At 59.3% G+C, this 6,937-nt stretch carries 8 protein-coding genes and 1 pseudogene; 3 read left to right on the top strand and 6 right to left on the bottom strand.

What is annotated here, in order from left to right; genetic code table 11:
• Positions 1-52: 52 nt before the first annotated feature.
• The 3 genes from RG836_RS17140 to RG836_RS17130 form a co-directional block, all read right to left on the bottom strand.
• A complete protein-coding gene (locus RG836_RS17140) occupies positions 53-478 on the bottom strand; it encodes an organic hydroperoxide resistance protein (protein WP_310847775.1) in 426 nt (141 codons plus the stop codon).
• A gap of 30 nt (positions 479-508) precedes the next feature.
• The gene (locus tag RG836_RS17135; protein ID WP_310847773.1) at positions 509-1,465 is read right to left on the bottom strand and encodes an enoyl-CoA hydratase/isomerase family protein; all 957 of its coding nucleotides are present in this window, start codon (positions 1,463-1,465) and stop codon (positions 509-511) included.
• A gap of 642 nt (positions 1,466-2,107) precedes the next feature.
• Entirely contained in the window at positions 2,108-2,470 is a 363-nt protein-coding gene (locus RG836_RS17130; RefSeq protein ID WP_310847772.1) for a hypothetical protein, read from the bottom strand.
• A gap of 477 nt (positions 2,471-2,947) precedes the next feature.
• Here RG836_RS17130 and rimJ point away from each other — a divergent pair, with 477 nt between their 5' ends.
• The 3 genes and pseudogenes from rimJ to RG836_RS27330 all read left to right on the top strand — a co-directional run bounded on the left by rimJ (position 2,948) and on the right by RG836_RS27330 (position 5,657).
• The gene (gene rimJ / locus RG836_RS17125) at positions 2,948-3,538 is read left to right on the top strand and encodes a ribosomal protein S5-alanine N-acetyltransferase (protein ID WP_310847770.1); all 591 of its coding nucleotides are present in this window, start codon (positions 2,948-2,950) and stop codon (positions 3,536-3,538) included.
• Between the two features lie 199 nt (positions 3,539-3,737).
• Positions 3,738-4,751: pseudogene (locus tag RG836_RS27335) on the top strand (methyl-accepting chemotaxis protein); the annotation flags it as partial.
• 42 nt (positions 4,752-4,793) lie between these two features.
• A complete protein-coding gene (locus RG836_RS27330; protein WP_409078090.1) occupies positions 4,794-5,657 on the top strand; it encodes a methyl-accepting chemotaxis protein in 864 nt (287 codons plus the stop codon).
• Between the two features lie 89 nt (positions 5,658-5,746).
• Here the strand turns inward: RG836_RS27330 and RG836_RS17115 are convergent, their stop codons facing one another.
• The 3 genes from RG836_RS17115 to RG836_RS17105 all read right to left on the bottom strand — a co-directional run bounded on the left by RG836_RS17115 (position 5,747) and on the right by RG836_RS17105 (position 6,858).
• Positions 5,747-6,166 carry a type II toxin-antitoxin system VapC family toxin gene (locus tag RG836_RS17115; protein ID WP_310847767.1) on the bottom strand — a complete coding sequence of 140 codons (420 nt, stop codon included), beginning with the start codon at positions 6,164-6,166 and terminating at the stop codon, positions 5,747-5,749.
• Positions 6,163-6,408, bottom strand: coding sequence for a FitA-like ribbon-helix-helix domain-containing protein (locus tag RG836_RS17110; RefSeq protein WP_310847766.1), 246 nt, complete (start codon positions 6,406-6,408; stop codon positions 6,163-6,165). Before RG836_RS17110 ends, RG836_RS17115 begins: the two co-directional genes overlap by 4 nt.
• Positions 6,409-6,489: 81 nt before the next feature.
• On the bottom strand, positions 6,490-6,858 hold the full coding sequence (locus tag RG836_RS17105; protein ID WP_310847765.1) for a glyoxalase superfamily protein: 369 nt from the start codon (positions 6,856-6,858) through the stop codon (positions 6,490-6,492).
• Positions 6,859-6,937: the final 79 nt, after the last annotated feature.

Below are 6,937 nucleotides of genomic sequence, written 5' to 3'. Positions count from 1 at the left end.
AAAACCCGCCGCAAGCGGGTTTTGCTGTCTTCCAGCACAGGTGACTCGCGTTTTAAACCACCTTCACCTCAACATCCACATGCCCCCGCGTCATCCGCGAATAGGGGCAAATCTCGTGCGCCGCGTCGACTAGCTGTTTTTTGGCCGCGTCATCCAAACCGGGAATGCTGACGTTTAACCGCACCGCCAGTTGGAAGTCGGCGCCGCCGTTGACCTTGCCCAGATCCACTTCTGCTTCCACCGAGGTGTCTTCCGGCAACTTGACCTTTTGCTTGCCCGCCGCCACCTGGATCGCGCCGATAAAACAGGCCGAGTAACCCAACGCAAAGAGCTGTTCCGGGTTGGTGCCGGGCTTGCCCGAGCCGGGCGAACTGAAGTTGACTTCAAGTTGCCCGTCACTCGATTTGCCACTGCCGGTGCGACCGCCGGAGGTGGTGGTTTTTGCGGTGTAGAGAACGCTTTCAAGTGCACTGCTCATGACGATGACTCCTGTAAAAGTTGTGGGGGGTTACTTGGACGGCTCACCCAGCATGCCCGTGTAGTGAGCCAGTCTTTTTTCCACGTCCGCTTTGGTTTGCAGGCCAAGCTCCATCAATTGCTTGATCCGTTGTTGCGCTTGCGGACGTTGTACCGAGCCGATAAAACCCTCCCATTCGGCGGCGATGGCTTCGTTCGGCGGCAGGCTTGCTTCGTTGACCAGGTGCTTGATGTCGGCGATCGATTGCTTGTCGAACCTGGCGATGCGCCGGGCCATGGTGTCGACGAAGGTGTCGAGTTCGGCATCGGGCAGCGCACGGTTCACATAGCCGTAGCGCTCGGCGATATCGCCGTTGATGTCGTTGCCGGTCAGCAGTACTTCCATGGCGCGGCCACGGCCGATCAAGCGCGGCAGACGCGCCATCGGCCCACCGCCGGGCACCAGCGCGGCACCGATTTCCCACTGCGAAAGGATGGCTTTCTCACGGCTGGCGAAGCGCATATCGCTGGCCAGCGCCAGCTCACTGCCAACTCCGGTGGCCCGACCGCGAATCGACACTATCGACACCACCGGCGCCTTGCTGATGCGCACCAGCATATCGGGCAGGGGCGGCAAACCGGTGGAGCCATTCGGTAGGCTGGTGGTGTCGGTGAGCGGCGGCACGAAGTCATAGTGCGTCAGAAAAAAGTCCGGTACATCGCTGTCGAACACCACGACCACCAGTTTCGGATCGTTCTCGATGGCGGTGACGATTTCGTTCAGCTGCGGCATGGTTTCCGGGCCATAGATGTTGTACGGCGGGTTGTGGAAGGTAACGCGCCAATACTCGGGCGTGACGCGGGTGAGCTTGATTTCCTGTTTCACCGCGCTATTGGTTTCGTTTTTGGTGGTGGGAGAAGTCGCTGCATTGGCGCTATCGGTAAAAGACAGCCCGGTGCTGATAACACCGGCGACGATGAGCGCAGCGCTGAGTAGCGGAAGGGTCATGGGGAATCTCCAGACGTGAATCCGAGACAACATGAAGACGTGCCAAGTCGCGCCTGCGGGGGCAAGCGGACGGCCATCGAGTGTAGGGGTGGCTCAGTACTTCAGGCGGAGTGTCGTCGGAGCGCGATTAAGGCGAACAGCAACGGCTGGAGTGAACGCGCACGGATGATGCTTGGGTCGGATGATGGAGAAAGTCCCTGGACAAGACGGGCGCCGGCACCCTGCGGCGCATCTGTAACGACAGCGGCTTTACGGGGAATACTCATATTGAAACCCCAAGGAGGGAGGGAAAGCCGGGCCGGCGCAGCACGCTGGCCGATTCGACTGAGCAACAAATATAGCAGCGCACTAGCGCCTTGCAAGGCGCTGCCATCGGTCCTCTTCGGCTATGGACGAAGCTATTTTGTGGCGAGACAACTTGCTCCCATTGGGGCGCAGCGGCCCTGGTTCCTGAGCACGCGGTTTTACTGACTCACCGAGCTGAATGTTTTTGGGCCTGCTGCGCAGTCCAGCGGGAGCAAGCTCCCTCGCCACAGGAGGATCTCGCTGATGTTTGGTCCTGGGAAACTCCGGCAAATCGCAGACAAAAAAAAGCCCGGCTGATTTGGCCGGGCTTTTTGTCGAGAGCTGCGTTGCGTTGGATCATACGGTCTGGTTGCTTTTCAGTTTTTCCGAACCGTATTCGGCGACTTGGTTGCCTTTCAGACGATCCGAACCGTCAGCGGCGACCTGGTTGCCTTTCAGACGATCCGAACCGTCAGCGGCGACTTGGTTGCCTTTCAGACGATCCGAACCGTCGGCGGCGATCTGGTTGCCTTTCAGACGATCCGACCCGTCGGCGGCGATCTGGTTGCTTTTCAGACGGTCCGAACCGTCGGCGGCGATCTGAACACCTTGGGTGCGGTCGTAACCGTCAGCGGCCAGGGCGTCACGGGAGTGCGAAGCGGCAAACGCGTTAGCGGCGAATACCGAGAAAACAATGCTGAGGATCAGTTGGCGTTTCATGGTGGTGTGCTCCGAAAGTCGTTGTAAGTGGGTATGGGCTTGATGTTACGCCGCGATTTTTTTTACAGAACTTCATTGTGTCGATGGTGAAAATCGATCTCAGCAATGTCTGCCAAGAACGCCGTGCCAGAGCGGCCGCTGGGGCTTTAATCAGCGTTGTGCCTGTCTGATGGAGCTATTTAAACGTGAGGGTGTATCGGGGATGTGTGGGAAAAACGCGGAAAATGACCAGTTGTGTATCGAGCGCCAGCTGCAACACAGTCCGATACAAAACCCAAGTTCAATCGCGATGCGGCGATTCGACCACGGATGAACTTTTCTTCACTGCAACCCGCAACGCGGCGCGGTACATTGCCCTTGCTCATTCAAGAAACTATGGTTCGCCCGCTCTCCCGCGGGCTTTTTTTTGCCCGCGAACTTGCCAGTCGGTAACCCCTGCGCCACCCTGCCCCGAAGCCTTGCGATTCGGAGCGCCTGATGCCGCTACTCACCCTCCCCGGCCAACGCCTGACGCTCGCCGTGCTTAGCCCCGACCAAGCACCGCTGGAAAGCGACTTCTATCAGCGCAACCAGGCGCATCTGGCGCCGTGGTCGCCGATTCGGCCAGCGGACTACTACAGCGTCGAGCAGCTTCGCAAACGCCTCGAGATCCAGGGCCAGGCTTTCGCCGCAGGATTGGCGGTGCATTTCGCGCTGCTGGATCCGGCCGGCGAACAGATGATCGGCGCGTGCAATTTCAGCGGGGTGATCCGCGGCGCGTTCCAGGCCTGTTACCTCGGCTACCACATTGCGCAAAGCCATCAAGGCCAAGGCTTGATGCACGAAGCGCTGGAGATCGGCATCCGCTACATGTTCGACGAGCACAACCTGCACCGCATCATGGCCAACTACATGCCCGGCAACGAACGCAGTGCGCGGTTGCTGGCTCGCCTGGGTTTCGAGGAAGAAGGCTTTGCCAAGGCGTACCTGCACATTGCCGGGCGCTGGCAGGACCATGTGCTGACAGCATTGACCAATCGCCACTACGACGAACCGGGCCAACGCTGGTCGCGGCGCCTGGGTGCCTGAATAGACGCTTGCGTTACATCGGGTGGCCCGCGCGACCGCCCGACATAAACCCCGTTACACAATCCCCGCGACAAAATCCCTTTCAGCTCTCGCCCTTCCTGCCGATATCTCCCCTACGACATCCTTTTGCGGGCCGCAAAATACAACAATCTTCCAGCCCACTCTCGATCAAGCAGCACACTGTTCCTGGAGGAATTTGATGAACAGCTGGTTTGGCAACATCAGCGTCAACCTGAAACTGGGTCTGGGCTTCGGCCTGGTTCTGGTCCTCACCTGCATCCTGGCTTTGACCAGTTGGACCAGCCTGGGCGGGTTGATAGACCGCAGTAACTGGATGAGCGACATCACCCAGCTCAATGCCGGCCTGACCAAGCTGCGCATCACGCGGCTGCAGTACATGCTGGCCAACGGCGATGAAGCGATTGCCCAGAACGTGCAAACCACCCTCGAAGGTTTCACCGCCCAGCAGCAGGCGTTGATCGGCTCGTTCAAAAGCCCGGAAAACCTCAAGTTGCTCAAAGAGCAAAACGCTCTGCTCACCGCTTATCAGGCGTCGCTGAACAAAATGCGCGGCGCCTACCGTTCGGGCAATGCCGCCCGTGACGCGATGACTGTGAATGCGCAAGCCGTCAGCCAGTTGATCGACGCCATCAACCAGCAAGTGCAGCAAGAGCCGTCGAGCGATCAGCGTTTCGAGCAGTTCCAGGCGATCACCCGCGCCAAGGAAGACTTCATGCTGGTGCGCTACGAAGTGCGCGGCTACGTGGCCAACTCGAATGCGGAGACCGAGCAGAAAGTCATCGCGCAACTGGACGCCGCGATCGCCAGCCTCAAGGCTCTCGGCCCGTTATTCGCCGACACTCAGCAAAGCGCCCTGACCCAACTCGAAAGCCTGCTGGGCAACTATCGGGCGTCGGTGCAAACCTACAAAACCACCAACAGCGACGTGGTGCAGGCGCGCAAAGAAATGACCGACCAGGGCAACCTGATCGTCAGCCTCAGCGAGCAGCTGTACCAGATCCAGCTCGACCGCCGCGACGCCGAAAGCGCCCAGGCCCGCACCCTGCAATTGATCAGCACCCTGCTGGCGTTGCTGGTGGGCATTATTGCCGCCGTCATCATCACCCGGCAGATCACCCGTCCGCTGCGCGACACCCTGGCCGTGGTCGAGCGTATTGCCGGCGGCGATTTGTCCCAGGATGTGATCGTCACCCGCCGCGATGAGATCGGCGTGTTGCAACAGGGCATCGCGCGCATGGGCGTGACCTTGCGCGAACTCATCAGCGGCATTCGCGATGGCGTGACGCAAATCGCCAGCGCTGCCGAAGAACTGTCGGCGGTAACCGAGCAAACCAGTGCCGGGGTCAACAGCCAGAAAATCGAGACCGATCAGGTCGCCACTGCCATGCACGAAATGACCGCCACCGTGCAGGAAGTCGCGCGTAACGCCGAGCAAGCCTCGCAAGCCGCGGCAGCCGCGGATGGTGAAGCCCGTGAAGGTGACAAAGTGGTGAACGAGGCCATCGCTCAGATCGAGCGCCTGGCCACCGAAGTGGTGCGTTCCACCGAAGCCATGACCGTGCTGCAACAGGAAAGCGACAAAATTGGCAGCGTGATGGACGTGATCAAAGCGGTTGCCGAACAGACCAACCTGTTGGCGCTCAACGCCGCGATCGAAGCAGCTCGCGCCGGTGAGGCCGGACGTGGTTTCGCCGTGGTCGCCGACGAAGTCCGTGGCCTGGCCCAGCGCACCCAGAAATCCACCGAGGAAATCGAAGGCCTGGTGGCAGCCCTGCAGAACGGCACCCAGCAAGTCTCGGCGGTGATGAGCAACAGCCGCACCCTCACCGACAGCAGCGTCGCACTGACCCGCAAGGCCGGCGTCTCGCTGGAGAACATCACCCGCACGGTGTCGAACATCCAGTCGATGAACCAGCAAATCGCCGCGGCCGCTGAACAGCAAAGCGCCGTAGCCGAAGAAATCAGCCGCAGCATCATCAACGTGCGCGACGTCTCCGAACAAACCGCCGCCGCCAGCGACGACACCGCCGCCTCCAGCGTCGAACTGGCACGGTTGGGTAACCAGTTGCAGATGCTGGTGAGCCACTTCAGGGTTTGAAGTTGACCCCTGGGCACTGCCACGCTTTGGCGTGGAAGTGCCTTACTGGATGTCTGCCGCATGTAGCCCCGCCTAATAAAGTCAGGCAGTCAGGGTTCCCATGGGTTAATCACTTCAATCCCAGAAAGCTCAAAATCTCGGACGTTGCGCGTTGCAATGGAAGCTCCGTGGGCACGACATATAGCTGCAATTTGCCTATCCGCCATCGACACCGCCTTACCCTTGGTCTCACAGCTTGCGACGAGCGCTGCGTACTCGACAGCGGCATGAGCATCGAAGGGTAGGATCCGCCCGACGAAGTCTTCTTCAAACATCGCCATCGCATAGGCCTGAAGTTTTTGCTTGCGCTTGCCAAATGGCAGGCGTGCCAGACCATAGAGAATTTCAGCGACCGTCACCGAACTGATGGCCAGTTCCATTGCTGGCTGGGCATCGACCCACGCCACTACGCTAACGTCGGGCTTAACTCGCATAAACTCTGAAAGAACATTGGTATCGAGCACTATCATTCAGAGAAATCCACCCCTCTTGCCCTTTCCAATCGAGGAGGAAGTTCGAGGTCAACGCCGCCAAGTCCACTGAACCTGTCGCGGATGCGGCTACCGAGGCCGCCCGCACGGTCAACAGATGTCAAAGCCCGAGCTAATATCAGGCGCGCTTCTTCTTCCATAGAGTGGCCGTTGTGAGCGGCAGCGATGCGTAATTGCTCTTTGATTTGGTCGTCCAGGTTTCTAATCGTTAGGCTGGCCATGGGACCTCCTGCAATCAATGAAATCATTGATTGAAACTAGCACACCTTATCGACGCGACGCCCATGAAAATCCGGATGGGGTTACACACTAATCGCATTTGTAAACACCAGCCGATTACCAAACGGGTCGGTCACGGTCATGTCCTGGCTGCCCCAGGGCATGGCTTGGATGTGCGGGCGGGCGAAGGCGTAGTCCTTGGCGAGCAGCTGTTGCTGGAAGGTTTCCAGTTCGTCGGTTTCGATGCGCAGCGCCGAGCCGGGAGTGGCGTCGCCGTGGTGTTCGGAGAGGTGCAGCACGCATTCGCCGCGGGAGACTTGCAGGTACAGCGGGAAGTTGGCTTCGAAGCGGTGTTGCCAGTCGATTTTGAAGCCGAGAAACTCGACGTAGAACGCCACAGCCTTGGCTTCATCGAAGATCCGCAAAATCGGGGTGGTTTTACCGAAGCTCATGGGTGACTCCCTGACTGAAAGCGCCCAGTGTAGCTGGGCAGATTGTCAAAGAGTCGGCTTGTTGGCGCCATTCTTTAAT

The organism is Pseudomonas rhizozeae (assembly GCF_031583775.1).
Lineage (GTDB): Bacteria > Pseudomonadota > Gammaproteobacteria > Pseudomonadales > Pseudomonadaceae > Aquipseudomonas.
The sequence above is the reverse complement of the archived record's forward strand: the minus strand, read 5'-3'. Positions and strand labels throughout refer to the sequence as shown.